The sequence below is a fragment of the Mycobacterium sp. BMJ-28 genome, from assembly GCF_054404835.1.
Genome location: NZ_CM136783.1, coordinates 4,508,948 through 4,534,673 on the forward strand (window position 1 = coordinate 4,508,948; position 25,726 = coordinate 4,534,673).

30 protein-coding genes are annotated in these 25,726 nt (G+C 67.1%); 18 read left to right on the forward strand and 12 right to left on the reverse strand.

Translation table 11 applies throughout. The features are described 5' to 3' along the window. Positions 1 to 2: 2 nt before the first annotated feature. The 7 genes from ACXPWS_RS22345 to prfB are packed head-to-tail and all read right to left on the reverse strand — an operon-like array spanning position 3 to position 5,521. On the reverse strand, positions 3 to 803 hold the full coding sequence (locus tag ACXPWS_RS22345; protein ID WP_458708745.1) for an EamA family transporter: 801 nt from the start codon (positions 801 to 803) through the stop codon (positions 3 to 5). Between the two features lie 41 nt (positions 804 to 844). Beyond that, positions 845 to 1,339 (reverse strand): SsrA-binding protein SmpB, encoded by a 495-nt coding sequence (gene smpB, locus ACXPWS_RS22350; protein ID WP_458708746.1) that lies wholly within the window; start codon positions 1,337 to 1,339, stop codon positions 845 to 847. A 2-nt stretch (positions 1,340 to 1,341) separates the two neighbouring features. Further along, positions 1,342 to 2,235 carry a permease-like cell division protein FtsX gene (ftsX, locus tag ACXPWS_RS22355; protein WP_458708747.1) on the reverse strand — a complete coding sequence of 298 codons (894 nt, stop codon included), beginning with the start codon at positions 2,233 to 2,235 and terminating at the stop codon, positions 1,342 to 1,344. After that, positions 2,236 to 2,925 carry a cell division ATP-binding protein FtsE gene (gene ftsE, locus ACXPWS_RS22360; RefSeq protein WP_458713652.1) on the reverse strand — a complete coding sequence of 230 codons (690 nt, stop codon included), beginning with the start codon at positions 2,923 to 2,925 and terminating at the stop codon, positions 2,236 to 2,238. 35 nt (positions 2,926 to 2,960) lie between these two features. Beyond that, the gene (locus ACXPWS_RS22365) at positions 2,961 to 3,491 is read right to left on the reverse strand and encodes a hypothetical protein (protein ID WP_458708748.1); all 531 of its coding nucleotides are present in this window, start codon (positions 3,489 to 3,491) and stop codon (positions 2,961 to 2,963) included. Next, the gene (locus ACXPWS_RS22370) at positions 3,488 to 4,396 is read right to left on the reverse strand and encodes a mechanosensitive ion channel family protein (protein WP_458708749.1); all 909 of its coding nucleotides are present in this window, start codon (positions 4,394 to 4,396) and stop codon (positions 3,488 to 3,490) included. Before ACXPWS_RS22370 ends, ACXPWS_RS22365 begins: the two co-directional genes overlap by 4 nt. A gap of 3 nt (positions 4,397 to 4,399) precedes the next feature. Continuing rightward, the gene (gene prfB, locus ACXPWS_RS22375) at positions 4,400 to 5,521 is read right to left on the reverse strand and encodes a peptide chain release factor 2 (RefSeq protein WP_458708750.1); all 1,122 of its coding nucleotides are present in this window, start codon (positions 5,519 to 5,521) and stop codon (positions 4,400 to 4,402) included. 141 nt (positions 5,522 to 5,662) lie between these two features. Between prfB and ACXPWS_RS22380 the strand changes: the two genes are divergently transcribed. Then, positions 5,663 to 7,003: an FAD-dependent oxidoreductase gene (locus ACXPWS_RS22380; protein ID WP_458708751.1), complete on the forward strand. Its 1,341-nt coding sequence runs from the start codon at positions 5,663 to 5,665 to the stop codon at positions 7,001 to 7,003. On the opposite strand, the gene ACXPWS_RS22385 is transcribed toward ACXPWS_RS22380, so the two are convergent. After that, positions 7,004 to 7,411, reverse strand: coding sequence for a TIGR03618 family F420-dependent PPOX class oxidoreductase (locus tag ACXPWS_RS22385; RefSeq protein ID WP_458708752.1), 408 nt, complete (start codon positions 7,409 to 7,411; stop codon positions 7,004 to 7,006). Positions 7,412 to 7,527: 116 nt separating this feature from the next. Here ACXPWS_RS22385 and ACXPWS_RS22390 point away from each other — a divergent pair, with 116 nt between their 5' ends. After that, complete coding sequence (locus ACXPWS_RS22390; protein ID WP_458708753.1) at positions 7,528 to 8,472, forward strand: hypothetical protein; 945 nt, start codon at positions 7,528 to 7,530, stop codon at positions 8,470 to 8,472. A 5-nt stretch (positions 8,473 to 8,477) separates the two neighbouring features. On the opposite strand, the gene ACXPWS_RS22395 is transcribed toward ACXPWS_RS22390, so the two are convergent. Next, a complete protein-coding gene (locus tag ACXPWS_RS22395) occupies positions 8,478 to 8,834 on the reverse strand; it encodes a hypothetical protein (RefSeq protein ID WP_458708754.1) in 357 nt (118 codons plus the stop codon). 24 nt (positions 8,835 to 8,858) lie between these two features. Between ACXPWS_RS22395 and hisN the strand changes: the two genes are divergently transcribed. The 5 genes from hisN to ACXPWS_RS22420 all read left to right on the forward strand — a co-directional run bounded on the left by hisN (position 8,859) and on the right by ACXPWS_RS22420 (position 13,258). Continuing rightward, the gene (hisN, locus tag ACXPWS_RS22400) at positions 8,859 to 9,632 is read left to right on the forward strand and encodes a histidinol-phosphatase (RefSeq protein ID WP_458708755.1); all 774 of its coding nucleotides are present in this window, start codon (positions 8,859 to 8,861) and stop codon (positions 9,630 to 9,632) included. A gap of 81 nt (positions 9,633 to 9,713) precedes the next feature. Next, on the forward strand, positions 9,714 to 11,090 hold the full coding sequence (locus tag ACXPWS_RS22405) for an acyl-CoA dehydrogenase family protein (protein ID WP_458708756.1): 1,377 nt from the start codon (positions 9,714 to 9,716) through the stop codon (positions 11,088 to 11,090). A 31-nt stretch (positions 11,091 to 11,121) separates the two neighbouring features. Then, positions 11,122 to 12,330, forward strand: coding sequence for an acyl-CoA dehydrogenase family protein (locus tag ACXPWS_RS22410; RefSeq protein WP_458708757.1), 1,209 nt, complete (start codon positions 11,122 to 11,124; stop codon positions 12,328 to 12,330). Positions 12,331 to 12,438: 108 nt separating this feature from the next. Beyond that, positions 12,439 to 12,597 (forward strand): hypothetical protein, encoded by a 159-nt coding sequence (locus ACXPWS_RS22415; RefSeq protein ID WP_458708758.1) that lies wholly within the window; start codon positions 12,439 to 12,441, stop codon positions 12,595 to 12,597. Then, a complete protein-coding gene (locus tag ACXPWS_RS22420; protein WP_458708759.1) occupies positions 12,587 to 13,258 on the forward strand; it encodes an FAD-dependent monooxygenase family protein in 672 nt (223 codons plus the stop codon). Before ACXPWS_RS22415 ends, ACXPWS_RS22420 begins: the two co-directional genes overlap by 11 nt. 62 nt (positions 13,259 to 13,320) lie before the next feature. Here ACXPWS_RS22420 and ACXPWS_RS22425 read toward each other — a convergent pair whose 3' ends face one another. After that, positions 13,321 to 14,289, reverse strand: coding sequence for an esterase family protein (locus tag ACXPWS_RS22425; RefSeq protein ID WP_458708760.1), 969 nt, complete (start codon positions 14,287 to 14,289; stop codon positions 13,321 to 13,323). 231 nt (positions 14,290 to 14,520) lie between these two features. On the opposite strand from ACXPWS_RS22425, the gene ACXPWS_RS22430 reads away from it, so the two are divergent. Further along, a complete protein-coding gene (locus ACXPWS_RS22430; protein WP_458708761.1) occupies positions 14,521 to 15,087 on the forward strand; it encodes a TetR/AcrR family transcriptional regulator in 567 nt (188 codons plus the stop codon). A 33-nt stretch (positions 15,088 to 15,120) separates the two neighbouring features. Beyond that, a complete protein-coding gene (locus tag ACXPWS_RS22435) occupies positions 15,121 to 16,278 on the forward strand; it encodes an acyl-CoA dehydrogenase family protein (protein WP_458708762.1) in 1,158 nt (385 codons plus the stop codon). A 2-nt stretch (positions 16,279 to 16,280) separates the two neighbouring features. Here the strand turns inward: ACXPWS_RS22435 and ACXPWS_RS22440 are convergent, their stop codons facing one another. After that, the gene (locus tag ACXPWS_RS22440; protein ID WP_458708763.1) at positions 16,281 to 16,832 is read right to left on the reverse strand and encodes a TetR/AcrR family transcriptional regulator; all 552 of its coding nucleotides are present in this window, start codon (positions 16,830 to 16,832) and stop codon (positions 16,281 to 16,283) included. Continuing rightward, entirely contained in the window at positions 16,832 to 17,473 is a 642-nt protein-coding gene (locus ACXPWS_RS22445) for an NADPH-dependent F420 reductase (RefSeq protein ID WP_458708764.1), read from the reverse strand. Before ACXPWS_RS22445 ends, ACXPWS_RS22440 begins: the two co-directional genes overlap by 1 nt. A gap of 177 nt (positions 17,474 to 17,650) precedes the next feature. On the opposite strand from ACXPWS_RS22445, the gene ACXPWS_RS22450 reads away from it, so the two are divergent. The 9 genes from ACXPWS_RS22450 (at position 17,651) to ACXPWS_RS22490 (ending at position 25,724) form a co-directional block, all read left to right on the forward strand. Further along, on the forward strand, positions 17,651 to 18,049 hold the full coding sequence (locus ACXPWS_RS22450; protein WP_458708765.1) for a DUF3887 domain-containing protein: 399 nt from the start codon (positions 17,651 to 17,653) through the stop codon (positions 18,047 to 18,049). Positions 18,050 to 18,178: 129 nt separating this feature from the next. Further along, positions 18,179 to 19,270, forward strand: a complete 1,092-nt coding sequence (locus ACXPWS_RS22455; RefSeq protein WP_458708766.1) for a homogentisate 1,2-dioxygenase — start codon at positions 18,179 to 18,181, stop codon at positions 19,268 to 19,270. Positions 19,271 to 19,272: 2 nt separating this feature from the next. Next, on the forward strand, positions 19,273 to 20,472 hold the full coding sequence (locus tag ACXPWS_RS22460; protein WP_458708767.1) for an alpha/beta hydrolase family protein: 1,200 nt from the start codon (positions 19,273 to 19,275) through the stop codon (positions 20,470 to 20,472). Beyond that, positions 20,469 to 21,674 carry a CaiB/BaiF CoA transferase family protein gene (locus tag ACXPWS_RS22465; protein WP_458708768.1) on the forward strand — a complete coding sequence of 402 codons (1,206 nt, stop codon included), beginning with the start codon at positions 20,469 to 20,471 and terminating at the stop codon, positions 21,672 to 21,674. The genes ACXPWS_RS22460 and ACXPWS_RS22465 overlap by 4 nt, the downstream gene beginning before the upstream one ends. Beyond that, positions 21,671 to 22,561 carry a hydroxymethylglutaryl-CoA lyase gene (locus ACXPWS_RS22470; RefSeq protein ID WP_458708769.1) on the forward strand — a complete coding sequence of 297 codons (891 nt, stop codon included), beginning with the start codon at positions 21,671 to 21,673 and terminating at the stop codon, positions 22,559 to 22,561. Before ACXPWS_RS22465 ends, ACXPWS_RS22470 begins: the two co-directional genes overlap by 4 nt. Before the next feature lies 1 nt (position 22,562). Next, on the forward strand, positions 22,563 to 23,177 hold the full coding sequence (locus ACXPWS_RS22475; RefSeq protein ID WP_458708770.1) for a TetR/AcrR family transcriptional regulator: 615 nt from the start codon (positions 22,563 to 22,565) through the stop codon (positions 23,175 to 23,177). A gap of 20 nt (positions 23,178 to 23,197) precedes the next feature. After that, positions 23,198 to 24,436, forward strand: a complete 1,239-nt coding sequence (locus tag ACXPWS_RS22480; protein WP_458708771.1) for an acyl-CoA dehydrogenase family protein — start codon at positions 23,198 to 23,200, stop codon at positions 24,434 to 24,436. After that, complete coding sequence (locus ACXPWS_RS22485) at positions 24,433 to 25,377, forward strand: phosphotransferase family protein (protein ID WP_458708772.1); 945 nt, start codon at positions 24,433 to 24,435, stop codon at positions 25,375 to 25,377. Before ACXPWS_RS22480 ends, ACXPWS_RS22485 begins: the two co-directional genes overlap by 4 nt. Beyond that, positions 25,374 to 25,724, forward strand: a complete 351-nt coding sequence (locus ACXPWS_RS22490; RefSeq protein ID WP_458708773.1) for a DUF6285 domain-containing protein — start codon at positions 25,374 to 25,376, stop codon at positions 25,722 to 25,724. Before ACXPWS_RS22485 ends, ACXPWS_RS22490 begins: the two co-directional genes overlap by 4 nt. Positions 25,725 to 25,726 lie beyond the last annotated feature (2 nt).

Sequence of the window (25,726 nt, forward strand, 5' to 3'; positions counted from 1 at the left end):
CGTCAATGCATGGTGATCATGGCGACGGCGGCCAGCGCGGCGACCATGCCGACCACCTGCCAGCGGGTGACCCGTTCCTTGAGCACCAGCAGCGCCAGCGCCACGGTGCCCGCCGGGTACAGCGAGATCAGCACCCCGGTCAACGACAACAACGAACTCTGCAGCGCCCACAGCATGGCCACATTGGCGACGGTGTCCAGCGCGCCGGCCGCCAGCGCCAGCTTCAACGGCACCCCGGTGGGCACCCGCAGCTGCCCGGCCACCAAGGCGATCGCCACCACCATCGCCGACGCGGCGATCCGGGCGAACACCAGCGGCCACAACCCGGCCTCGTGTGGAGCCTGATCGATGACGACGAAGTTCAATCCGAACGCCAACCCGGAGCCGACGGTCAGCCAGGCCACCTTGGCAGTGAATCGGTGTTCGGAGACGTCCTCATCGGTCACACCCCGGGACACCAGCACCACCGCCACCAATGCCACCGCGATACCGGCCAGGGCCAGCGGCGCGGGCCGCTCGCCCATCACGACGCCGAATCCGACCGGGACGCCGGCCACCAGGATGGCCGTCAGCGGGGACACCACCGCGATCGGGCCCGAACCCAGCGCCGCGTAGAACCACCACACCCCGAAGGCCTGACAGAACCCGCACAGCAGACCCCACCACACCGCGGGCCCGGTGACGTGACCGCCGACGAACAGTGCCAGCACCGTCAGCAGCACCATGGCCAGCGGGTAGGACACGATGACCACCCGCAGGGCGGCCACCCGGCGCGAGGCGATACCGCCGACGAAATCGCTCACGCCGTAGCCCGCCGCCGACACCAGCGCGAGCAGAACGCCGATCAGCGCATGCCCTTGTTGCGCCGGCCCATCTCGCGGGTGATTTCGCGTTGCGCGTCCCGCTTGGCGATGTCCTGGCGTTTGTCGTGAGCCTCTTTACCGCGGGCCAGCGCCAACTCGATCTTCACCTTGCCGTCGGTGAAATACAGCGACAGCGGCACCAGCGTCAGATTGCCGTCGCGGATCTTGCCGACCAGCGAGTCGATCTCACGCCGGTGCAACAGCAGCTTGCGGTTGCGCCGCGGCGCGTGGTTGGTCCAGGTGCCGTGGTGATACTCGGCGATGTGCAGGTTGCGCAGCCAGATCTCGCCGTCATCGACGGTCGCGAAGGCGTCGACCAGGGAGGCCTGACCTTCGCGCAGGCTCTTGACCTCGGTGCCCACCAGCACCACCCCGGCCTCGAAGGTTTCCAGGATCGAATAATTGTGCCGGGCTTTGCGATTGGTCGCGACGACCTGGTTGTTGGCCTTGTCGGGCTTGGTGGGTTTCTTGGACATCTCTATCTTCGGACGTACAGGCGCAACGTGACATAGGACGTGAGCCCCGCCATCGCCACGCCCACAAACAGCAGGGCGGGGGTGATGTAGAAAATGTCAGCGTAGTCGATGGGCGCAATCAAATTAGCTTGCGTGAACTGGCTCAGCGCCTTGTCCAGGAACAACGCCCGCACCACCACCAGGCCCAGGATCGCCAGCACCACACCGATCAGCGCGGCCAGCGTCGCCTCCACCAGGAAGGGCAGCTGGGTGTACCAGCGGGTGGCACCGACCAGCCGCATGATGCCGATCTCGGTGCGCCGGGTATAGGCCGCGACTTGCACCATGTTGGCGATCAGCAGCACCGCGCCGATCGCCTGCACCAGCGCCACCGCGAACGCCACACTGCTGATCCCGTCGAGCACCGCGAACAGCCGGTCGATCAGGTCCTTCTGGTTGAGCACGTTGAGCACGCCGGGCTGGCCCTGGATGGACGCGTCGAAATCCTTGTGCTGCTCCGGGTTGTCCAACTTGACGATGAACGACGCCGGGAACGCGTCCCGGCCTGCGACGTCCTTGTACTGCGGGAACTTCTTGATCGCGTCGTCGTAGGCCTGGTCGCGGTTGAGGAACCGCACCGACTTCACGTCGTCGCGCGCCTCGATCTGGGCGCGCAGCGCCTTGCACGGATCCGAGTCACAGGTCAGGTCGTTGGCCGACACGTCGTTGGTGAGGAAGACCTGGCTCTCCACCCGGTCCAGATAGATGGTGCGGGAGTGGTCGGCCAGCAGCACCACCAGCAGACCACCGCCGAACAGGCCGATCGAGATGGCCGTCGTCAGGATCATCGCCACCGTCATGGTGACGTTGCGACGAAAACCGGTCAGTACCTCGTTGATGAGGAAGCCAAAGCGCACTTAGCGATCCATTCCGTAGACGCCGCGCTGTTCGTCGCGGATGAGCCGGCCCAGTTCGAGCTCGATGACGCGCTGACGCATGGAGTCCACGATGTGGTGGTCGTGCGTCGCCATCAGCACGGTGGTGCCGGTGCGGTTGATCCGCTCCAGCAGATCCATGATGTCTTTACTGGTTTCGGGGTCCAGGTTGCCGGTGGGTTCGTCGGCCAGCAGCACCAGCGGCCGGTTCACGAACGCCCGCGCGATCGCCACCCGCTGCTGCTCGCCGCCGGACAGTTCGGTCGGCAGCCGGTTGGCCTTGCCGGACAGCCCGACCATCTCCAGCACGTCGGGCACCACCCGGTTGATGACGTCACCGCGCTTCCCGATGACTTCGAGCGCGAAGGCCACGTTGTCGAACACCGTCTTCTGCTGCAGCAGCCGGAAATCCTGGAACACGCAGCCGATCACCTGGCGCAGGTTGGGGATGTGCCGGCCGGACAGCTTGTTCACATGGAATTTCGAGACGCGGATATCGCCCTTGGACGGGTGCTCGGCGCCGAGCAGCAGACGCATGAATGTCGACTTGCCCGACCCGGAGGGGCCGATGAGGAAGACGAACTCGCCCTTGTCGATTTTGAGCGACACATCGTCGAGCGCGGGCCGCGCCGAGGATTTGTATTGCTTGCTCACTTTGTCGAGCGTGATCATCACGGCACGCCAGTGTAGCCGGACGGGGATGGCGCTCAGCTGGCGCTGCGCGCGGGCGGCGGGGGTGTCGCCGGCGCCGCCCCGGGATCGACCGTCGTCTGGGTCGACGCCGGCGGCGCCATGCCGGGCAGGACCGGCAAGGTCAGCGGCGGAATCGGACCGGGACCGTCGGGGTCGATCACCGTCGTGGTGGCCGGCGCCGGACCGGTCGTCGTGGTGGCCGGCGGCACCCCCGAGGTGGTGGTGTCGGTCGGCGCGGTGGTCTGGGTCGTCGTCGTGGTCGGCGGTGTGGTGGTCGTGGTGGTCGTCGTGCGCGAGGTGGTGCGCGGCGTCTCCACATAGGTGCGTGGCACCCAGGTGTATTCCGGGTCGGGCACGAAACCGGGCGGCACCACCTGCTGGGCCGGGACCGCCGGCGGCGCGGGCGGTGGCTGATAGGTGTTGTACAGCCACCAGGTGAAGAAGAACGCCACGATCAACCCGAAGGTGGACGTGCGCACCCGGCCCCAGAACAGATAGTGGGGCCATTGCCGGTTCTCGCCGTCACGATGCAGGGTGAATTTCACTGCTTGGGCTCCTGGGGCACCGCCGGGGCCATCGTCCTGGTCTCTGCATGCGAGGCGATACCCGCGCCGGCCAGCGCCGCGATCACCAGCAGCCTGAGCCGCCGGCCCACCTCGAACTGTTTACCGGGCAGGGTGCGGGCCACCAGCTGCAGGTTCACGGTGTCGAGCTGAATGCTCTCCACGCCCATCACCTGTGGCTTGTCCAACAACAGTTCACGCATCTGCGGATCGTTCATCGCCGACTCGCATACCCCGTTGAGCAGATCGTTCACGGTGTGCAGGTCGGCGCTCGTAGGCACCGGGATGTCCACCACCGCACGGGCCCAGTCCTTGGACAGGTTCACCGTCTTGACGATCTGGCCGTTCGGGATGGTCAGCATCTCGCCCTCCGAGGAGCGCAGCTTGGTGACCCGCAACGTCACGTCGATCACGGTGCCCTCGGCGGGCAGCGCGATACCGGACACCGTCAGCGCGACCAGGTCACCGAACCCGTACTGCTTCTCGGTGATGATGAAGAACCCGGACAGCAGGTCCTGCACCAGGCGCTGGGCGCCGAAACCGAGCGCTGCGCCGATCACCGCGGCCGGCGCCACCAGAGAGGCGATCGGGATCGCGATGATGTCGGTGAATTCGACGAACACGATGACGCACAGCATCGCGATGGTCACCCACGAGATCACCGAGGCGACGGCTTGACGGTGCTTGGTGGTCTCGGAGCGCACCAGTGCGTCGCTCTCGCGGAAGTCCGCGTCGATGCGTTGGGTGATTTTCTGCGCCACCCAGTTCACGAACCGCGCGACGATCAGCGCGGCCAGAACCAGCATGACGATCCGCAGGCCGCGGGTCAGGATCCATTCACCGATTCCCGCGCGCCAGAAGTCGTGCCACTGCTGTGACCAGTTCACGGCCTACCCGTCGTCGTCTTTGCGGTTGCGCCAACGAATTCCGGCCTCCAGGAATCCGTCGATATCACCGTCGAGCACCGCCGACGGCGATCCGACCTCGTACTCGGTGCGCAGGTCCTTGACCATCTGATAGGGGTGCAGCACATAGGAGCGCATCTGATTGCCCCAGGAGCTGCCGCCGTCACCCTTTAGTGCGTCCATCTCGGCGCGCTCCTCCAGGCGTTTGCGTTCCAGCAGTTTGGCCTGCAGCACCCGCATCGCCGACACCTTGTTCTGCAGCTGCGACTTCTCGTTCTGACAGGTCACGACGATGCCGGTCGGGATGTGGGTGAGCCGCACCGCGGAGTCGGTGGTGTTCACCGACTGCCCGCCGGGCCCGCTGGAGCGGTAGACGTCGACCCGCAGATCGCCTTCCGGGATGTCGATGTGGTCGGTGGTCTCCACGACCGGCAGCACCTCCACATCGGCGAACGAGGTCTGCCTGCGGGCCTGGTTGTCGAACGGGCTGATCCGCACCAGCCGGTGGGTGCCCTGCTCCACCGAAAGCGTCCCGTACGCATACGGCGCGTGCACGGCGAAGGTGGCGCTCTTGATGCCGGCCTCTTCGGCGTAGGACGTGTCGAAGACTTCGACCGGATACTTGTGCGCCTCCGCCCAGCGGATGTACATGCGCATCAACATCTCGGCCCAGTCCGCCGCGTCCACCCCGCCCGCGCCGGAGCGGATGGTGACGACGGCTTCCCGTTCGTCGTACTCCCCCGACAGCAGGGTGCGGACCTCGAGCGCCTCCAGGTCCTCGCGCAGCTGGGCGCGTTCGGCGTCGGCTTCCTCGACGGCCGCAGCTTTGGCGTTCGGATCGTCCTCTTCGGCGGCCATTTCGTAGAGCACCGGCAGGTCGTCGATGCGCTGGCGCAGTTCCTCGACGCGGCGCAGCTCGCTCTGGGCGTGCGACAGGCTGCTGGTCACCTTCTGGGCGTTGGCCTGGTCGTTCCACAGGTTGGGATCGGTGGCCTCGGCCTCCAGCGTGGCGATGCGGGCGCGCAGACCGTCGACATCGAGCACCCGCTCCACGGTGGTGAGCGTTCCGTCGAGCGCGGCGATATCTGCGATGAGGTCTGGATCCACGAAAGTTCAGGGTACCGGGCCGCTTATCCAGACTCTGCCCTCGATCGGCGCGGCGCGGCTAGCATCGGGCTGGTAACCGGTCCGGCGACGACGCGACAGCCCCTTGCGCGCCGCCGGACTGCCTCACGAAAAGGCTTACAGATGCGCCCGTACCACGTGGCGATCGTCGGCTCGGGCCCCTCGGGGTTCTTCGCTGCCGCATCGCTGTTGAAATCCGATCACGATGTTCGCGTCGACATGCTGGAGATGCTGCCCACGCCGTGGGGGCTGGTGCGGTCGGGAGTGGCGCCCGACCATCCGAAGATCAAGTCGATCAGCGCGCAGTTCGCCAAGACCTCAGACGATCCCCATTTCCGCTTCTTCGGCAACATCACCGTCGGTGAGCATGTGCACGCGGCCGAGTTGGCGCAGCGCTACGACGCGGTGGTCTACGCCGTCGGTGCGCAGTCTGACCGAGCGTTGAACATCCCCGGTGAGGATCTGCCCGGCAGCGTGGCCGCCGTCGACTTCGTCGGCTGGTACAACGCGCATCCGCATTTCCAGGGCATCGCACCGGACCTGAACGCGCAGCGCGCCGTGGTGATCGGCAACGGCAATGTCGCCCTGGACGTGGCCCGGATCCTGATCAGCGATCCGGAGATCCTGGCCCAGACCGATATCGCCGACCACGCGCTGGACTCGCTCGGGGTGCGCGGCGTGCAGGAGGTGATCGTGGTCGGGCGGCGCGGCCCGGTGCAGGCCCCGTTCACCACGCTGGAACTGCGCGAGTTGGGCCACCTGGAGCAGATGGCCGAGGTCGACATCGTGGTGGACCGGGCCGACTTCGACGCCATCTCCGACGAGGAGTTGGAGGCGGCGGGCAAGGCCGTCAAGCAGAACGTCAAGGTGCTGCGTGAGTACGCCGAGATGGTTCCCGAAGGTGCACAACGGCGCGTGGTGTTCAAGTTCGCCACCTCCCCCATCGAGATCCGCGGCGACGGCCGCGTCGAGTCGATTGTGTTGGGCCGCAACGAACTTGTGAACGAGGGCGGCCGGGTGGTGGCCAAGGATACCGGCGAGCGCGAGGAGATCCCGGTGCAGTTGGTGGTGCGCGCGGTCGGCTACCGCGGGGTGCCGCTGGCCGGCCTGCCGTTCGACGACCGCTCGGGCACCATCCCGCACACCGACGGGCGCATCGAGGGCAGCCGCAACGAGTATGTGGTGGGCTGGATCAAGCGCGGGCCGTCGGGGGTGATCGGGAGCAACAAGCGCGACTCAGCCGACACCGTGGACACGCTGCTGGCCGGACTGGGCGAACCCGGCTTCCCAGAGGATCATTCGTCGGCAGTGCTGGAGTGGCTGCTGTCGCGGCAGCCCAAGCTCGTCACCGATGATCATTGGCAGCGCATCGACGCCCATGAGCGCGCCACCGGCGAGGCCCAGCACCGGCCCCGGGTCAAGCTGGTCAGCGTCGCCGACATGCTGGGCATCGCGCACGGCTGATCACTCGCCGGCGGGGCGGGTGATCTTGTCGGCTTCGATCGTGACGATGAGCCTTGTCTCGTCCGGGTTTCCGCTGAAGTTCGGGTAAGGGATACCCAGGTATTTGTGCGAGATCTCGTCGATGCTCTCGCGTCCGCCCTCGGTGGTGACGGCGCTGACCCGGCCCCGGACCGCGTAGAAGCGCCGGATGTCCTCGGGGTCGGCGATATTCACCGCGACGCGTGGATCGCGGGCGATGTTCCGGGCTTTCTGCATGCCGTCGACGATGTTGATGACGATGTGCTCGCCGTCGGTGTGCACCCATGTCTCGGTGAGTTGCGGTGCGCCGTCGGGCATCAGCGTCGCGACGAAGCACGGACTGGGTTTGCGCAGCAGGTCGAGCAGACCGTCGGGAAGGGGTTGGGGCATGGGATCGAGAGTAGGCGCATGCGCGAGATTGTCGTTATGGCGACTCTTACTCGCACTTGTGCACAACAACGGCAATCTCGCGGCCAGATGTCGGTGGCGAGAGCGAACATCCCGGCATGGGGAAGTTCATCGTCGGGAGCGAGGCACGTAGGCGCGGCATGACAGGCCACGAGTTGCGGCGCCATCACGAGCGCGTCCACCGTGACGTCTATGCACCCCGGGGCCACGAATTGACCCTTGACGAGCGCATCGCCGGCGCGTGGCTGCGGTCCGGAAAGCACGGGGCCGTGGCCGGGTTGGCCGCAGCCGCACTGCACGGCGCCCAGTGGATCGATCGGGACATCGACGTCGAGATGATCTGGACCATCAGCAGGCCTCCGCCGGGGATCGTCGTGCGGCGCGATCGGCTCGGCGACGACGAGGTGATGGTCGAGGACTGCGTTCGCGTGACCACCCCGGCCCGCACGGCGTTCGACCTCGGTCGGTATCGCCCGCGCACTGAAGCGCTCGCCCGGATGGATGAACTCGAGCGGGTGACGGCATTCAACCCCGACGAGGTATCCACCCTGATCGAGCGTTACCGCGGCGGCCGCGGGCTCAAGCAGGTTCGTGCCCTGCTACCCCTGGTGGACGGCGGCGCAGCCTCACCTCAAGAAAGCCGCCTGCGCTTGTTGTTCCTCGACACCGGTTTCCCCCGGCCGACCACGCAGATCCCGTTGCTGGAGGGCGGGCAGGTGCTCCGCACCGTCGACATGGGCTGGGAGGAGTTCAAGGTCGTCGTCGAGTACGACGGAGATCAGCACCGCACCAACCGAACTCAATACGTCAAAGATCTACGTGTGCTCCCGCGCATCGAACAACTCGGATGGAGCGTCACCCGCGTGATCAAGGAGAGCACCGACTGGGCGATCGTCGAACGAACCTACGGCGCGCTGGTCGCCCGCGGCTGGGACGGAAGGCTCGGCCCGCCGCACCCCTCTCGCGCCGGACTCGCCGCGAAATTGCAGTTCTTGCGCTCTCCACTCGAACTTTCGCGCGATAAGTGCAATCTCGCGGGGTGAACGGCCTAGTAGAGGCCCGCCGGGTTGTCCGGCACCTGCGGCGGGGCGAACCGCCAATTGTCCGGATTCTTCGGCGAATACAGCACGGGGATCAACTGCCCCATCGTCGGCCAATCGTTCACATCGACCGCCAGCTGCTGGTACACCACGTGCTCGGCCACCGTCGGGCCGTTGATCACGCCGGTGATGGTGACCAACTGCTCGCCGGTCGCGGCCGGGGGCGGACTGACCCCGGTCACGAGCAGGTTGCCCGATTGCCAGCCGTTGGCGACGGCCGCGGTACCCCGGCGCTTCCTGATCCACGGTGCGGCCAGCAGCACCAAAGCCCCGATCAACAGCAACACCATGGCGAATTCCAGCATGGTGACCATGGTAGGACTGCACCTATGAGCGACCTCACTCTCGCCTTGCAACTGGCCGATCAGGCCGACACGTTGACCATGGAGCGCTTCGGCGCGCTGGATCTGCGCGTCGAGACCAAGCCGGATCTGACCCCGGTGACCGATGCCGACCAGGGCGCCGAACGGGCGTTGCGCGACGCGCTGGCCCAGGCTCGCCCCAGTGATGCGGTGTTCGGCGAAGAGTTCGGCGGCACAACGACTTCCGGGACGACAGCGGGCCGCATCTGGATCATCGACCCGATCGACGGCACCAAGAACTTCGTCCGCGGGGTGCCGGTGTGGTGCACGCTGATCGCACTGGTCGACGACGGCGTGCCCATCGTCGGGGTGATCAGCGCACCGGCGCTGGGCCGGCGCTGGTGGGCCGCCGCGGGCGAGGGTGCGCACGCGTCGTTCAACGGCGTCACCCGGCGGCTGCAGGTGTCCGGCGTGAGCGAGCTGAGTGCGGCCAGCCTGTCGTACTCGGACCTGACCACCGGCTGGGACGACCGACGGGACAAGTTCCTCGCACTCACCGACGAGGTGTGGCGGGTGCGCGCCTACGGCGACTTCTGGTCGTATTGCATGGTGGCCGAGGGTTCGGTGGACATCGCCTGCGAACCCGAGGTGAAGGTGTGGGACATCGCGCCGCTGGACATCTTGATCCGGGAGGCCGGCGGGAGGTTCACCAGCGTGGACGGCCGGCCCGGCCCGCACGGCGGCAGTGCGCTGGCCACCAATGCCCTGCTGCACGATCAGGTGTTGCGCCGCCTGGTGTGAACTTGGTAACAGATTTTGCTGATCTTACTCGGGAGTAAGATACGGTCATGGCGCACCGCACCTACTGAAGAGGCTGCTGACATGACCCAGATCGAATCCCGCCCGAAGCGCACCGGACCGGAGAGTGCCGTCGGGCTGCAAAAGCACAAGCGGACAGCGACCGATATCGGATTGGCGCTGATCACTCCCTTCGTCGGCCAGGAATTCCTGGACCGCTACGGCCTGCGCGACCCGCTGAACAAGAGCCTCCGCTACGGAGTCAAGACGGCGTTTTCCGCCGCCGGCGCCTCCACCCGGCAGATCAAGCGCATCCAGGGCCTCGGCAAGTCGCCGACCCGGCTCAAGCCCAGCGGATCCGACTACTTCGACCTGACACCCGACGAGGATCAGAAGCTGATCGTCGAGACGGTTCAGGAGTTCGCCGCGGAGATCCTGCGCCCCGCCGCGCACGATGCCGACGACGTCGCGACGTACCCGACCGACCTGATCACCAAGGCCGCCGAGCTCGGCATCACCGCCATCAACATCCCCGAGGATTTCGACGGGATCGCCGCGCACCGCTCCACCGTCACCACCGCGTTGGTCGCCGAAGCTCTGGCCTACGGCGACATGGGGCTGGCGCTGCCGATCCTGGCCCCCGGCGGCGTCGCCTCGGCCCTGACCCACTGGGGCAGTGCCGACCAGCAGGCCACCTACCTGCCCGAGTTCGCCGGCGAGAACGTGCCACAGGCCTGCGTCGCCATCGCCGAACCGCACGCGCTGTTCGATCCGACCGCGCTGAAGACCACCGCGGTCCGTACCCCCAGCGGCTACCGGCTGACCGGGGTCAAATCGCTGGTGCCCGCCGCGGCGGACGCCGAGCTGTTCATCATCGGCGCGCAACTCAACGGCAAACCCGCCCTTTTCATCGTCGAGTCCGCTTCCGAAGGCCTGACCGTCAAGGCCGACCCGAGCATGGGTATCCGCGCCGCCGCACTGGGCAAGATCGAGCTCGACAACGTCGCGGTGCCGCCGCACAACCGTCTCGGCGAGGACGAAGCGACCGACACCGACTACTCCGAAGCCGTTGCGCTGGCCCGATTGGGTTGGGCCGCACTGGCTGTCGGCACCTCACACGCGGTGCTCGACTACGTCATCCCGTACATCAAGGAGCGCGAGGCGTTCGGCGAGCCGATCGCCCACCGTCAGTCCGTCGCCTTCATGGCCGCCAATATCGCCATCGAACTCGACGGCCTGCGGCTGATCACCTGGCGCGGAGCGTCCCGTGCCGAACAGGGCCTGTCGTTCATCCGCGAAGCCGCGCTGGCCCACAAGTTCGGCGCCGACAAGGGCATGCAGATCGGCCTGGACGGGGTTCAGCTGCTCGGCGGTCACGGCTACACCAAGGAACACCCGGTCGAGCGCTGGTACCGCGATCTGCGGGCCATCGGCGTCGCCGAGGGTGTCGTCGTCCTCTAACCACGGCATTCCCTAGAAAAGGATTTGAGCAATGGCAATCAATCTGGAAATGCCGCGAAAACTGCAGGCGGTCATCGAGAAGGGCCATCAGGGCGCGGCCGAGATGCTGCGGCCGATCTCCCGCAAGTACGACAAGGCCGAGCACGCCTACCCCGTCGAGCTGGATACCTTGTCCAGCCTCTTCGAGGGCATCTCGGAGGCCAAGACCATCTCGTTCGCCGGTGCCGACGCGTTCTCCGCCGGTGCGGGCTCCGAGACGAACATCAACGGCGCCAACATGTCTGCGCTGCTGAACGCCCTCGAGGTCAGCTGGGGCGATGTCGCGCTGCTGCTCACGGTGCCCTACCAGGGCCTGGGCAACGCCGCGATCTCCAGTGTGGCCACCAAGGAGCAGCTGGAGCGCCTGGGCAAGGTGTGGGCCTCCATGGCGATCACCGAGCCGTCCTTCGGATCCGACTCGGCCGCGGTGACCACCACCGCCAACCTCGAGGGTGACGAGTACGTCATCAACGGGGAGAAGATCTTCGTGACGGCGGGTTCGCGCGCCACCCACATCGTGGTGTGGGCGACGGTGGACAAGTCGCTGGGGCGTGCCGCAATCAAGTCGTTCATCGTGCCCCGCGAACATCCCGGGGTGACGGTCGAGCGCCTCGAGCACAAGCTCGGCATCAAGGCCTCCGACACCGCGGTCATCCGCTTCGAGAACGCCCGCATTCCCAAGGACAACCTGCTCGGCGACCCGGAAGTCAAGGTGGACAAGGGCTTCGGCGGGGTCATGGAGACCTTCGACAACACCCGGCCCCTGGTGGCCGCGATGGCCGTCGGCGTCGCCCGGGCGGCGCTGGAGGAACTGCGCACCATCCTCACCGAGGCCGGTATCGAGATCTCCTACGACAAGCCCGCCCACGCCCAGAGCGCCGCCGCCGCGGAGTTCCTGCGGATGGAAGCCGACTGGGAAGCCGGCTACCTGTTGACGGTGCGCTCGGCGTGGCAGGCCGACAACAAGATCCCGAACTCCAAGGAAGCCTCGATGGGCAAGGCCAAGGCCGCCCGGGTGGGTACCGACATCACCCTCAAGACCGTCGAACTGGCCGGCACCGCAGGCTATTCCGAGGAAGCGCTGCTGGAGAAGTGGGCACGGGATTCCAAGATCCTGGACATTTTCGAAGGCACCCAACAGATTCAGCAGTTGGTCGTCGCGCGCCGCCTGCTGGGTCTGTCCTCGGCCCAGTTGAAGTAAGTCGCTCACCCGGTTGACGGCGTCCGCGCGAGGTGTGCGCGGGCGCCGTCACCATTCGAGTACCGAGGTACTCTATCCGCCGCCCACCTGCGCACCGACACTCCAGGCATGGCAAATCTGGGTGACCACGCGGTGGTGTTGGGCGCGAGTATCGGTGGGCTGCTGGCGGCGCGGGTGCTCTCCGAGCACTACCACACTCGCCGAGCGATTCATCGCGATCTTCCCGGCGCCGGGGCGGCCGACGACATGGACCCTGGTGGGTTATGAGAACAACACCTGGATGATGACGCTGGGCTCGATGGCCGGCCACGAACCGCCGGCCGATCGCGCCGAGATGGTGACCTTCGGCGACGGGTTCGCACCGCCGCAGGGCCTGGCCGCGGTCCGCGCGGCCACTCCGCTCAGCGAAGTCGAGCACTACCGTGTCCCGTCGAACCGCTGGCGGCGCTACGACAAGATGAAGCGCTTCCCGCAGGGTCTGCTGGTTTTCGGAGACGCGATCTGCAGCTTCAACCCGATCTACGGGCAGGGCATGACGATGGCGGCCATCGAGTCGACCATCCTGCGGGACTGCCTGCGCCGCGGCGACCACGACCTGTCCCGCCGATTCTTCCGGGCCACCGCCCGCCAACTGCGGGTGGCCTGGCAGACCGCCGTCGGCTCCGACCTGTCGCTGCCCGAGGTCGCCGGCCCGCGCCCGCTGCCGATGCGGCTGTCGAACGCCTATCTCGACTGGGTGATGCGCGCCGCCGAGACCGATGCCGACACCGCGGTGGACCTGTTGCGGGTCACGGGGATGCTGGATTCCCCGCTGCGGCTCTTCCGGCCCGGATTCGTCGCCCGGGTGGCGCGGGTCAACCGCGCACGGTCCCTGGCCGGGGGTCGGGACAGCCGTGCGGCCGCGGAGTTCTCCGGCAGTCGTGGATGAGCGACCCCGCGGACAAAGAAATCCCCCGGGACCAGGTCCCGGGGGATTTCAGATGACTGCGATCAGCCCAGCGTGCGCTGCATGTCGGGGATCATCGCCTGCAGCTCCCGGCCCCAGTACGCCCAGTTGTGCGTACCGTTGTCCGGGAAGTTGAAGACACCGTTCTTGCCGCCCGCGGCGATGTAGTTGTCGCGGAAGGTCTGGTTGGTCTTGATGGTCAGGCCCTCGAGGAAGGTGGCGGGCAGATCGCCGCCGCCGAGCTCGTTGGGCTGGCCGTTACCGCAGTAGACCCAGATGCGGGTGTTGTTGGCCACCAGCCGGTCGATGTTGACCATCGGGTCGTTGCGCTTCCAGCCGCTGTTCGGGTCCTCGGTCTTGCCCCACATGTCGTCGGCCTTGAAGCCACCGGCGTCACCCATGGAGATGTTGATCAGGAACGGCCACCAGCCCTCGGAGGGGTTCAGGAAGCCCGACAGCGAGCCGGCGTAGACGAACTGCTCGGGGTGCCAGATCGCCAGGGTCAACGACGCGGAGCCGGCCATCGACAGACCGACGGCGGCACTACCGGTGGGCTTGACGCCACGGTTGGCCTGCAGCCACTGCGGGAGCTCCTGGGTGAGGAAGGTCTCCCACTTGTAGGTGACGGTCGGGCCCTTGTTGCGGGCCGGGGCGTACCAGTCGGCGTAGAAGCTGGACTGGCCACCGACCGGCATGATCGCCGACAGGCCGCTGTTCAGGAACCACTCGAAGGCGGGTGTGTTGATGTCCCAGCCGTTGAAGTCGTCCTGGGCGCGAAGGCCGTCGAGCAGGTAGACGGCGGGCGAACCCTCGCCACCGCTCTGGAATTGGATCTTGATGTCCCGGCCCATCGACGGCGACGGCACCTGCAGGTACTCGACCGGCAAACCTGGGCGGGAGAAGGCACCGGCAGGTGCGGTCTCGCCTGTCATGGCCACCGCTCCCGGAATCACCAGGGCGGCCGCGGCGGCTACTCCGATCCGGCGCATCCACCGGCCTAAAACGTTCTGCATTAATCCATCCCAACTCAGATTGATCACGGTCACGCTCGCCCTCGGACGATGACGGCACCACCCAGTGACACCGCGCTGCCCCGTTGCAAGGCGGTATCACGCGTCCGCTCGATCTGTCGTTCGGGAAACAGAGCGGACCGAGAAATTCAGTTGTCGCGGATTGCAGTAAAACACGCTGCCAGCGTGTTCAGAAAGTCAGGGGTTGCGGCGCGCCGCCGTAGGCTTCGCTTCATGACGGGTGATGGGACGTCTTCAAGCAACCGTTTGTCCGTCGACGACTGGCTCAAGGCCGGGTATGACATTTTGGCCGAAGAGGGGATAAAAGCCCTGAAAATCGACCGTTTATGCGCACACCTGGGCGTCACCAAGGGCAGCTTCTATTGGCATTTCACCGGCATGCCCAGCTATCGCACAGCGCTCGTTCAGAGTTGGGGTGAACTTCGCGACGAGGATCGGCGCTCGATAGAAGAGATCGGATCGTTGCCTCCCCGCGACCGATTGCGGCACATGATGGCCTCCCTCATCAGCCCCCGGCACTGGACGCTGGAGCGGGCGATGCGGGAATGGGCCCGCACCGACGACACCGTCGCCGAGAATGTGCGGGCCGCCGACCGCCGGGTGCTGGGCGCGGTGCGGCGGGCCTTCCTCGATTTCGGATTCGACCGCGACGAGGCCGAACTACGGGCCGACGCGACGTTCGCCGTCGGCGTCGGGCTGCTCCACCTGTCCGGCAGCGCACCCCACCCCCGCCAGGTCGCGCGCAGCGAACGATTCCTGGACCTGATGCTGGCCACCTGACTTCCATACTAAAAAGTATGTTAGGTTCGCGGCATGCTGACCACGCAGCGCCAGATCACCGACGAGTTCGTCGCCGCGCTCGCCGACCGCGCCGAAGAGGCCGAGACGCTGCGCAGGCTGCCCGATGCCACCGTCGAGGACCTGTTGGCCTCCGGTTTCACCGATCTGCTGGTGCCCGCGCGGCACGGCGGCCGGCAGGCCCCGTTTCCCGCGCTCCTCGATCCGGTCCGGCGACTGGCTCATGGCTGCACGTCGAGCGCGTGGACCATCGGCTTCTTCACCCTGCACAACTGGATGCTGGCGCTGTTCGGTGAGCAGGCCCAGGAGGAGGCGTTCGGCAGCAGACCGTTCCTGGCGCCCGCACCGCTGGCACCCACCGGCCGTGGCCTGCCCGCCGACGGCGGTATCCGGCTGACCGGACGGTGGTCCTGGGCCACCGGGGTGATGCACGGCAACTGGATCATCGTCGCCGCACTGTGCGGGCCGGACGACGCGCTCTACCCCGCCTTGGCGCTGCTGCCCATCGGCGAGGTCGCCGTCGAGGACGTCTGGCACACCGACGGCATGCGGGCCACCGGATCCAACGACGCCGTCATCACCGACGCGTTCGTCCCCGAGCATCGACTGGTGAAGGTGACCGATATCTACGCGGGCACCGCACCGGGCGCCGGCCTGCACGACGCCAGTACCTACCGCTGGCCGATGGTGCCCGCGCTCGCGCTACTGGCGGCGATGCCCGCCCTGGGCAGCGCCGAACGGGTCACCGAGATCTACGCCGACCGACTGGCCGAACGGGTGCTGCCCTACGAGGGCGTGATGCAGAAGGACAAGCCGATCGCCCAGGCGCACCTGGCCGGGGCGCAGGTGCGGTTGCGCGCCGCACGGGGGCTGCTCGCCGACACCGTCGGGGAGATCGAGTCCCTCGTGACCGCCGGCGACGCCGTCGAGAAGCCGGTCCGCGCCCAGGCCCGGCTGGCGGCGGCACATATCGTGGCCGAATCGCGCGCCGTCATTGCCGAGTTGCTCGGCGCGGGCGGGGCCAGCATCCACTTCTTGTCCAGCCCGTTGCAACGGTTCAAACGTGACGTCGACGTGCTGGCCGGGCACGTGGTGTTCGACTACGACACCAGCCGGGAGCTGGCGGGCGCTCTGACCCTTGGCATGAAGATCCCGCGGACGTCGATGATCTGAGGTCAGTTCCTCGGCCAGCCCGCCAGCACGGTGGCCGCGACCGCGCGCAACTGCGCCCGGGTGGCCCCGTCCCGGGCGCGGGTGGACAGCCCGTTGATGACGATGATGAGGTACTCGGCAAGGACGCTCGGATCGGCGGACGCCGGCAGGTCGCCGTCGTCGATCGCCCGCGCAAGCCGCTCGGCGATCACCGCGCGTCCGTCGTCACGGCGGTCGACCAGCAGCGGATCGGTGTTCACCAGGCACCCGCGGGGCTGCCCCCTGCGCGTGCAGTCCACGATGGCGGCATCCAGCAGCCGGGATGCGAAGTCGTAGGCCGTCGCCTCGGACAACGCCTGCGGCAGTGGCGTTGTCGCCCTGTTGGCATACAGTTCGACCGCCTCGTCGTACAGGCCGCGCTTGCTGCCGAACGCCGCGTACAGGCTCGGCGACGAGATGCCCATGGCCTCGGTCAGCCGGGCGATGGACGTCAGCTCGTAACCACCGCACTCCCAGAAGGCGAGCATCGCCGCCTCCAGGGCGCGGCCGCGATCGAATTCGCGGGGACGTCCCATCACGCCGGCTCGGCCAGGTCCATCTCCGGCGGGCTGTCCCCGGCGATGGGCTGCGACAGGAAACTGCGTCCGGTCAGCGGGCCGCCGAACGAGTGCAGCCGGCCGCCGGCATCGTTGCGCCCCAGGTCCACCGGATCGAACCCGAATTGTGCTGCCAGTGCGGCCACTTCGGCGTTGGCGTCGGGCTCGTTGCCGGAGATGAAGGTGACGCGGCGACCTTGCGCCGTCCTCGGGTCGCGGGCCAGCACCTTGGCCCAGGTGTTGCCGAAAGCCTTGACCACCCGGGCATTGCGGGCCCATTCGGCCACCAGGTCCGACGAGGCGCGTCCGCCCAGGTCGGCAGGCGAAAAGTCGCGGTAGTCAATGGCATTGGTGGCATCGACGATGATGCGCCGGTTCCAGTCGGAAAGCTGCCCGACGAGCCCTTCCACCTTCTCGAACGGAACCGCCAGAAAGACGAAGTCCGCCAGCAGGGCGTCGGCGACGTCGATCGGCACGACCTGCGGCCCGACCCGTTCGACCAGGGGTTTCACCGCGTCCGCACCCTTCGCGGTGGCCACCCCTACCGCGAGGTCGATTCTGGCGAACTGACCGGCCAGCGCCGACCCGATGGCGCCAGAGCCAATGATGCTGTGCTTCATGGACAATCCTTTACCAATGAGCCGGGCACGGGATCACTTATGTGACGATCGATATATAACCACGGCAAGCGCCGCCGCGCTTCATTACGTATCGATCATCACAGAATGCGGCGGCGCCGGGCCGGGATGGGCCGATACGAGCCCGGTCGCCGCGGGCATGGGCATAGGCTGCTGTGCATGCGGACCGCTCACCTGCTCACCTTTGCGTCCCTACTCGTCGGCGCCGGCGTGCTGGCCCCGCCGGCGGCGGCCACCGATACCCCGGACCAGGTGGCACTGACCACCCTCGACGAGATCATCCGCGGCGACTACCCGGCGGCGGCGGCCGAGTTCAACCCGACCATGCAGAAGATGCTCCCCGTCAAGGCGTTGCAGGAGTCCTGGGACGTCTACCAGCGGACGTTCGGTGCGTTCCAGTCACACGGGGATCCGGAGAGCATTCCCCGCGACAATCTCACGATCGTGAATGTGCCCCTGCAGATGCAGCAGCGGCCCGGGCAGTTCCGGCTGGCGGTCCAGCCGGACGGCACCATCTCCAGCTTGAAGTTCCTGAAAGAGGGTGTGCCGGTTCCCTGACCGGCTCAGCTCGCCGACTGAATTACCACCGCCGATACCCCCTCGGACCCTTGACTCTTCCGCGAAACAAAAAGTAAAGTCACTTTTAGTTTCGCATCGTCCGAGCACTGTCCGAGCACTGGGAGCCCGATGGAATCCTTCGTTCACCTGCGCAAAGGCAAGACCCCGAAGCGGGTGCACGCCGATCTCGACGGCCTCAAGGACGACGAGCTCGGCCGCGGCGGTTTCGTCGGCCGCACCGCCAACATGTACCGGCGCAACGACCCGACCGCCTATCGCACGGTCGGTCCCCTGCGCCCGACCGATGTGTTGTCCTCCGAACTCAAGCCCACCGATGCGACCGACGCGCACGGCGGTCCCCTGCCGATGTTCGGCAACGCCGACTGCCAGGTCCTGCTGAGCCGGCGCAGTGCGGATATGCCGTTCTTCGTCCGCTACGTCGACGGCGACCTGCTGGTCTTCGTGCACAAGGGCGCCGGGCTGTTGGAGACCGAATTCGGCCCGCTGCGCTACCGCGAGGGCGACTGGGTGTACATCCCCAAGGCCTGCACCTTCCGCCAGGTGCCCGACGAGGAATCCACCTGGCTGATGATCCAGGCCACCAACGACTTCCGGGTACCGCCGGCGGGCACGCTGGGCCGGCACTTCCCGTTCGACCCGGCCCAGATCACCATTCCGGAACCGGCCCCGATCGACGATGACGGCAGGGACGAATACCAGGTGCGGCTGATTCACGAAGGTGGCCCCACTTCGCTTTTCTATCAACATAATCCGCTCGACGTGGAGGGCTGGCGCGGGGACAATTTCCCGTTCACCTTCAACATCGAGGACTACACCGTCATCACCTCCGAGAGCGTGCACCTGCCGCCGACGGTGCACCTGTTCATGCAGGCCACCGGTGTCTACGTGATGAACTTCCTGCCCAAGCCCGCCGAGAGCGTGCCCGGCACCGAACGCACCCCCTGGTATCACCGCAACGTGGACTACGACGAGATCGCGTTCTTCCATTCCGGTTCGCTGTACGGCATCCCGATGCCGCCCGGCCTGGTTTCGCATGCGCCGCAAGGGGTTCACCACGGCGCACCCGAGAAGGCGCGGGAACGGGCCCGGCGCAAGTTCGACGATTACGACCGGGTTGACTGGTCGGTGATCGCCATCGACACCCGCCGCAGGCTCACACCGTCCGCCGACATCCTCGCCAACGATCTGGGGCAACACTAGACATGACAGTCACCGAAGCACCCGTCAAGTTCGAGTACGAGCGCATCCCGTACCTGGTCGCCTACCAGAACACCTCCAGCGTCCGCGATGTGTACGGCGGCGTCGCCGAACTGGTGGTGCTGGAGAGCTATCTACTCAAGCCCAAGACCAAACAGAGTGACACCGTGCTGGTGTTCATGCACCCGATCGGCGGTGGCGCCTATCTGCCGATGATTAACGCGCTGGCTCGGGCCGGCCATCACGTCATCTACTGCAACAGCAGGTTCCGCGGTACCGACTCCGCGCTGCTGATGGAGAAGGTGGTCGAGGACCTCGGCGAGTGCATCAAAGACGCCAAGAACCGGCTCGGCTACTCCAAGGTGGTGCTCGCCGGCTGGAGCGGCGGCGGTTCGCTGTCGGTGTTCTACCAACAGCAGGCGCAGCACCCGACCGTCACCGCCAGCCCGTCCGGCGACGGCCCCGATCTGACGAAGCTCGGGCTCGTCCCGGCCGATGGCATCATGCTGCTGGCCGCGCACATCAGCCGGCACGGCACCATGACCGAATGGATGGACGCCTCCATCCTCGACGAGAACGACCCGTCCAAGCGGGATCCCGAGCTGGACCTGTACAACCCGGACAATCCCAACCAGCCGCCGTACACATCCGAATTCCTGGACCGCTACCACCAGGCGCAGATCGCCCGGAATCGGCGAATCACGGCCTGGGTCAAGGACAAGCTCGCCGAGATAAGAGCCAGTGGACGCCCCGGCGCGAATGTTGAAGAGTATGCGTTCGTGGTGCACGGCACCATGGCCGATCCGCGCTGGCTGGATCCGACGGTCGACCCGAACGAACGCACCCCGGGCACCTGCTATCTGGGCGATCCGCAGGTGGTGAACAACTCCCCCGTCGGGCTCGCCCGCTTCTGCACCCTGCGCAGCTGGCTGTCACAGTGGAGCTATGACGATGCCAACGGCGACGCCGTGAAGGCCGGCCCGGACATCGCGGTGCCCGCGCTGGTGATCGGCAACCTGGCCGACGACGCCTGCACCCCCAGCCACACCCGCCGGCTGTACCAGGCGATCGGCCATCCGGACAAGGAGATGTACGAGATCCCCGGCGCCAATCACTACTACTCCGGACCCGATCAGCGCGGGACGCTGCGTCAGGCCGTCGGCATCTGCACCGACTGGCTGCACCGGCACGGGTTCTCCGTATGACGACGACCGGCGCGTTGGACGGGGTGCGCGTCCTCGAACTGGGCACCCTGATCTCCGGCCCGTTCGCCGGCCGGCTACTGGGTGACATGGGTGCCGAGGTGCTCAAGATCGAGCTGCCGTCCACGCCGGACCCGCTGCGCACCTGGGGGCAGGCCGAACTGGACGGGCACCACTTCTTCTGGACCGTGCACGCCCGCAACAAGAAGGCCGTCACCCTGGACCTGCGCACCGAACGCGGCCGCGACCTGTTTCTGGACCTGGTCGAACGTTCGGATGTGATCGTGGAGAACTTCCGGCCGGGCACCCTGGAGAAGTGGAACCTGGGTTACGACGTGCTGAGCGAACGCAACAGGGGCATCATCCTGGTGCGGGTGTCCGGCTACGGACAGACCGGGCCGGATGCAGGCAAGGCCGGGTACGCCTCGGTCGCCGAGGCCGCCAGCGGCCTGCGGCACATGAACGGATTCCCCGGCGGCCCGCCCCCGCGGCTGGCGCTGTCCCTGGGCGACAGCCTGGCCGGGATGTTCGCCACCCAGGGCGCGTTGGCCGCGCTGTACCGGCGCAGTGTCACGGGCGTTGGACAGGTCGTCGACACCGCACTGACCGAATCCTGCTTGGCCATTCAGGAATCCACCATCCCCGATTACGACATCGGCGGGGTGGTGCGCGGCCCGTCGGGCACCCGGCTGGAAGGCATCGCACCGTCGAACATCTACCAGAGCGCCAACGGCAGCTGGGTGGTGATCGCCGCGAACCAGGACACCGTGTTCCGCCGGTTGTGTGCGGCGATGGGCCGCCCGGAGCTGGCCACCGATGACCGGTTCGCCAATCACGTTGCGCGTGGCCGCAATCAGGACGAGATCGACAAGATCATCGGCGATTGGGCCGCGCAGCGCCAGCCCGACGAGATCATCGAGACATTGTCGAAGGCCGGCGTGATCAGCGGGCCGATCAACACCGTCGCCGAGGTGGTCGCCGATCCGCAACTGCAGGCCCGCGGGATGATCGCCGACCACTACGACGAACGGATCGGGCGAAACGTCAAGGGCCCCGGCGTGGTTCCGGTGCTGTCCGAGTCCCCGGGCTCGGTGCGCACGGCCGGCTCGGCACGGCCCGGTCAGCACAACGACGAGGTGTACACCGGACTGCTCGGCTTGTCCGCCGAGGAGGTCGCGGCGCTGCGCGAGGAAGGCGTGTTATGAAGGTCGACATCCGCGAGGTCTGCCTGCGCGACGGCTTGCAGATCGAGGCACCGATCCCGTTGGCCGCCAAGGTCGCACTGCTCGAAGCGATCGTGGCCACCGGGGTGCGCGAGATCGAAGCGACCGCCTTCGTCTCGCCGTCCAAGGTGCCCGCCCTCGCCGATGCCGCGGAATTGGCGCAAGAACTGCACCGGTTCCCCGGCGTGGAGTTCTCGGCCCTGGTGGCCAGCCCCAACGGGGCCAAGCGTGCCATCGCAGCCGGGCTGCGCTCCATCGAGTATGTGGTGTCGGCTTCGGACGCACACAGCGTCGCCAACGTCGGCCGCTCCAGCCGCGAGGCCACCGCGGCGATCGCCGACGTGGCCCGCATCGCCCATGACAACGACGCCTCGGTGGAGGTCATCATCGCGACCGCCTGGGACTGCCCGTTCGACGGCCCCACCCCAGTGCGTGATGTCCTCGACATCGCCATGGCCGCAGTCGAACTCGGAGTGGACCGGATCGCCATCGCCGACACCATCGGCACCACCACGCCGCGCCGGGTCAGCACGCTGATCGCCAAGGTGAAACCGATCATCGGGAACATCCCACTCGGCGCACACTTTCACAACACCCGCGGAGCGGGACTGGCCAGCGCATACGCGGCGGTCCAGGCCGGGGTGACCCGGCTGGACGCCTCCGTCGGCGGGCTGGGCGGCTGCCCGTTCGCGCCGGGCGCGTCCGGCAATATCGCCACCGAGGATCTGGTCTATCTGCTGCGCGACAGCGATATCGACGTCGACGTCGACCTGGACGCCGCGATCGACGCCGCCAAGGTGGCACAGGATGCTGTCGGCCACCAACTGCCCAGCGCGCTGCTGCGCGCGGGTGATCGCATCCTGGCCTGAGATGACGCCCGCCGAGTCACTGACCACCAAGGGCCGCCAGACCCGCGAAGCCATCGAGCTGGCGGCCCGGAAGTTGTTCGCCGAGCGCGGCTTTCACGGCACCACCCTGGCGGATATCACCTCGGCGGCCGGCAAATCCTCGGCGGTGTTCTACCGCTACTTCGATGACAAGGAAGACCTGCTGGCCTCACTGGCCGAATCGTTCCTGCACGACATCGTGGAACCGTCCGGCGCCCGGGTGCCGCTGCCCGACTCCCCCCAGGACACCGAATACTTCACCACGGTGGTCACCGGTTACTGGAATCTGTTCAAACAGAACATCGGCATCATGATCGCAGTCGCCCAACTCGGGGCCACCCAGCCGCGATTCGCCGCGGTGCAGCACGAGTTCCGCCGGTTCGGGATGGACATGGTCGCCGGCTCCGTACGGCGGGCCCGCGAGCAGGGATACGCCCAGGAGCTGGAGCCCGAACACATCGCCGCCGCGATCGCGCTGCTGTTCGAGAACTTCACCGCCGTCGTGGTCGGCAATCCCGGTTCGGAATTGCAGATCAGCGACCAGGACGCCATCAAGACACTGTCGACGATCTGGAAGAAGACCTTGTACGGCTTCTAGAGGACGAAAGAGAGATCAGAGTGGATTTCGCTTTACCCGAACACCTTCCGGGGCTGCTCGCCGAGATGGACGCCTTCATCGAGGCCGAGATCACACCGCTGGAACGCGAGAATATGCAGTACTTCGACCGGCGCCGGGAGTTCGCCCGGACCGACCTGGACAACGGCGGCGTGCCGACGCGGGAGTGGGAGGATCTGCTCGACGAGATGCGCCGGCGCGCCGATGCCGCCGGCTGGCTGCGATACGGGCTGCCGGAAGAGTTCGGCGGTCGCGGCGGCAGCAACCTGGACATGGCCGTCATCCGGGAACACCTGGCGCACAAAGGTCTGGGGCTGCACAACGATCTGCAGGACGAGTCGTCGATCGTCGGCAACTTCCCACAGGTCATCATGATGAGCCGGTTCGGCACCGAGGCGCAGAAAGCCGAATGGGTCGAGGCGATGCTCACCGGAACCCGCTCGATGGCATTCGGGCTGACCGAACCCGATCACGGCAGCGACGCGACCTGGCTGGAGACCACCGCGGTCAAAGACGGTGACGGCTGGGTGATCAACGGCAACAAGCGGTGGAACACCGGGGTTCATCGCGCCACCCACGACCTGATCTTCGCCAGAACGTCCGGCTCGGCCGCGTCGGCGACGGGTATCACCGCCTTCCTGGTACCCACCGACACACCGGGTTTCACCGTCCCCTACTACTGGTGGACGTTCAACATGCCCAGTGACCACGGCGAGGTCGAACTCAAAGACGTCCGGGTGCCCGACGACGCGGTGCTCGGCGAGGTCGACCATGGCCTGGAGGTCGGCCAGACCTTCCTGCACGAGAACAGGATCCGCCAAGCGGCCAGCAGCCTGGGCGCGGCCCAGTACTGCATCGACCGGGCCGCGCAGTATGCCGGCGACCGGATCGTGTTCGGCAAGCCGCTTTCGGTGAATCAGGCGGTGCAGTGGCCGCTGGCCGAGCTGCAGACCGAAGCGCAGATGGTGCGGCTGCTGGTCTATTACGCGGCCTGGCATCTGGATCGCGATCACCACATGGAGGTCTCGGACAAGGTGTCGATGGCCAACTACCGGGCCAACCGGCTGGTATGCGAGGCCGCCGACCGGGCGATGCAGATCCACGGCGGTGTCGGCTACAGCCGGCATGAACCGTTCGAACACATCTACCGGCACCACCGCCGCTACCGGATCACCGAGGGGGCCGAGGAGATCCAGATCCGCCGGGTCGCCCAGCGGATGCTGAAGTTCGGCCGCAAATGATCGACGCCTCGCGGATGTCCACCGCGCTGGCGGGCATCGTGGGGGCCGACCGGATCGAGGACCTCCGGGTACTCACCGGCGGTGCCAGCCGGGCCACCTGGGCGTTCACCGCCGACGGCAGACAGCTGATCCTGCGCACCGGACCACCCGATGAGGTGCACGCCGGGATGGAACTGGAAGCCGCGGCGCTGCGCCGGGCCGAGGCGGCCGGAGCACCGGTGCCGGGGATTCTGGCCGCGTCCAATGCTGTTGAACCGCTCGGTAATCCCTACCTGGTGTGCGAGTTCGTCGCGGGTGAGACCATCGTCCGCAAGATCGCCCGCACGCTGGACGACACCTCGCGGGCCGCGCTGCTGACCCAATGTGCGCAGGCGCTGGCGCGCATTCACCGCGCCGACCCGGACGGCATCGGCCTACCCGTCTCCGACCCGCTGGCGGACTGGCGCCAGCAACTCGACGAAATGGGCGATACCACCGCCACTTTCGAGCACGCGTTTCGCTGGCTGGAACGCAATCGCCCGGCGCCCACGGCCCCGGTGCTGGTGCACGGGGACTTCCGGATGGGAAACCTGATCGTCGACGACGGGCGATTGGCCGCCGTGCTGGACTGGGAACTCACCCATGTCGGTGCGGCCGCCGACGATCTGGCCTGGTTCTGCATCCGGGCTTGGCGGTTCGGCGCACCCAAGGAGCTGGGTGCCGGCGGCCTGGGCAGCATCGAGGAGTTCGTCGCCGCCTATGAATCCGCCGGTGGCGCCCCGATCGACCGGGACAGCCTGCACTGGTGGCTGGTGCTGGCCACCCTGCGCTGGGGCGTCATCTGCCGCTATCAGTACGAGCGGCACCGGTCCGGGCAGACCCGCTCGGTGGAGTTGGCCGCCATCGGCCGCCGGGTGTGCGAGACCGAATACGACCTGCTAACACTTTTGGAGGCCGGATGAGTCTGCACTACAAACCGACCGCCGCCGAACTGGTGGCCGCCGTGGCGGAATTCCTGGAGACCGAGGTGCGTTCGGCCGCCGGTCCCAATGGTCGGCTCGCCGACGGCGGGGCACTGAACTTTCACGCCCGGGTCGCGGCCAACGTGCTGCGAATCGTGGAACGCGAACTGCTCGACGAGACCGCGGACGCGCCCCGTCAGGCGCTGAGCGCTTTGGGCTTCCAAGATGAGTCCGCACTGGCCGCATCCATCAGGGCAGGCGACAGCGGTGACGAGGTACTGCCGGCCCTGCATGCGCTGGTCGCGCACCGGCTGGCCGTCGCGCATCCCGGGTATGAGCGGGAGTGACC

Coding starts and splice junctions, on each gene's coding strand:
- ACXPWS_RS22450 (WP_458708765.1), top strand. CDS start 17,651: ATGCGGACCGCTCACCTGCTCACCTTTGCGTCCCTACTCGTCGGCGCC.
- ACXPWS_RS22445 (WP_458708764.1), bottom strand. CDS start 17,473: ATGAAGCACAGCATCATTGGCTCTGGCGCCATCGGGTCGGCGCTGGCC.
- ACXPWS_RS22440 (WP_458708763.1), bottom strand. CDS start 16,832: ATGGGACGTCCCCGCGAATTCGATCGCGGCCGCGCCCTGGAGGCGGCG.
- ftsE (WP_458713652.1), bottom strand. CDS start 2,925: ATGATCACGCTCGACAAAGTGAGCAAGCAATACAAATCCTCGGCGCGG.
- ACXPWS_RS22390 (WP_458708753.1), top strand. CDS start 7,528: ATGGGGAAGTTCATCGTCGGGAGCGAGGCACGTAGGCGCGGCATGACA.
- ACXPWS_RS22430 (WP_458708761.1), top strand. CDS start 14,521: ATGACGGGTGATGGGACGTCTTCAAGCAACCGTTTGTCCGTCGACGAC.
- ACXPWS_RS22455 (WP_458708766.1), top strand. CDS start 18,179: ATGGAATCCTTCGTTCACCTGCGCAAAGGCAAGACCCCGAAGCGGGTG.
- ACXPWS_RS22475 (WP_458708770.1), top strand. CDS start 22,563: ATGACGCCCGCCGAGTCACTGACCACCAAGGGCCGCCAGACCCGCGAA.
- ACXPWS_RS22405 (WP_458708756.1), top strand. CDS start 9,714: ATGACCCAGATCGAATCCCGCCCGAAGCGCACCGGACCGGAGAGTGCC.
- ACXPWS_RS22460 (WP_458708767.1), top strand. CDS start 19,273: ATGACAGTCACCGAAGCACCCGTCAAGTTCGAGTACGAGCGCATCCCG.
- ACXPWS_RS22485 (WP_458708772.1), top strand. CDS start 24,433: ATGATCGACGCCTCGCGGATGTCCACCGCGCTGGCGGGCATCGTGGGG.
- ACXPWS_RS22385 (WP_458708752.1), bottom strand. CDS start 7,411: ATGCCCCAACCCCTTCCCGACGGTCTGCTCGACCTGCTGCGCAAACCC.
- ACXPWS_RS22410 (WP_458708757.1), top strand. CDS start 11,122: ATGGCAATCAATCTGGAAATGCCGCGAAAACTGCAGGCGGTCATCGAG.
- ACXPWS_RS22435 (WP_458708762.1), top strand. CDS start 15,121: ATGCTGACCACGCAGCGCCAGATCACCGACGAGTTCGTCGCCGCGCTC.
- ACXPWS_RS22425 (WP_458708760.1), bottom strand. CDS start 14,289: ATGCAGAACGTTTTAGGCCGGTGGATGCGCCGGATCGGAGTAGCCGCC.
- smpB (WP_458708746.1), bottom strand. CDS start 1,339: ATGTCCAAGAAACCCACCAAGCCCGACAAGGCCAACAACCAGGTCGTC.
- ACXPWS_RS22465 (WP_458708768.1), top strand. CDS start 20,469: ATGACGACGACCGGCGCGTTGGACGGGGTGCGCGTCCTCGAACTGGGC.
- ACXPWS_RS22415 (WP_458708758.1), top strand. CDS start 12,439: ATGGCAAATCTGGGTGACCACGCGGTGGTGTTGGGCGCGAGTATCGGT.
- ACXPWS_RS22490 (WP_458708773.1), top strand. CDS start 25,374: ATGAGTCTGCACTACAAACCGACCGCCGCCGAACTGGTGGCCGCCGTG.
- ACXPWS_RS22470 (WP_458708769.1), top strand. CDS start 21,671: ATGAAGGTCGACATCCGCGAGGTCTGCCTGCGCGACGGCTTGCAGATC.
- ACXPWS_RS22395 (WP_458708754.1), bottom strand. CDS start 8,834: ATGCTGGAATTCGCCATGGTGTTGCTGTTGATCGGGGCTTTGGTGCTG.
- ACXPWS_RS22380 (WP_458708751.1), top strand. CDS start 5,663: ATGCGCCCGTACCACGTGGCGATCGTCGGCTCGGGCCCCTCGGGGTTC.
- hisN (WP_458708755.1), top strand. CDS start 8,859: ATGAGCGACCTCACTCTCGCCTTGCAACTGGCCGATCAGGCCGACACG.